Here is a 642-nt window from a genome sequence, read left to right as displayed (position 1 = left end):
TTGACGCATCCAACTGGTGGTAATTTGCATAACTCCCTCCTGTACGGGTTGACTAAATGTGCTAATCTCTTCTTGAAATTGTCTCTCTTCCACCGGATTTAGATTGAGATAAGTATCAATAAATCCAGAAATCAATTGCATTCTCGCCGCATCTAACCTTAAAGTAATTAACAAGCGCAGACATTCCGCTTTTACCTTGGCTCACTCTTTCTCGGCAATGTTCATCTTCGCCATCAAAGCTGAAGCAACCGGATTCGGCTGATTGAGAAAATCTCGCCAATTTAATCGATTTAACTGCACGACTTGATAGTTAAATTCTAAGACTTTAAAATCAGGAAAATCGACTACATATTGACTAATCGCTTCTCTTTTTGGCTTTGAATAAGAAAAAATTACAATCGGATAAATCGGTAAGACAAATTTCTCATGAAAGCGAGCAAAATAAGTAAACATTCGCCGGTTAAACCACTGGCCGGAACTTTGCTGCGCCTCCAGATGAATCAGAAAGAAAGATTCTTTTCCTCGAAACCTAACTTGTGCTACTAAGTCGCTTTCATACTTTTCTCCTTCGGTGACATCGGTAAATACTTCTTTGTCTAAAAAAGTAATCGAGTCCCTATCTAAATAATCTATCAATTGAGG

1 pseudogene is annotated in these 642 nt (G+C 38.3%); it reads right to left on the bottom strand.

From position 1 onward, the window contains the following. Window positions 1–642, bottom strand: a pseudogene (locus MICAI_RS27300) (Rpn family recombination-promoting nuclease/putative transposase); the annotation flags it as partial.

This window comes from Microcystis sp. T1-4, assembly GCF_000297435.1.
Lineage (GTDB): Bacteria > Cyanobacteriota > Cyanobacteriia > Cyanobacteriales > Microcystaceae > Microcystis.
Note: the sequence above shows the minus strand (reverse complement) of the source record. Positions and strands in the feature narration are given on the sequence as shown.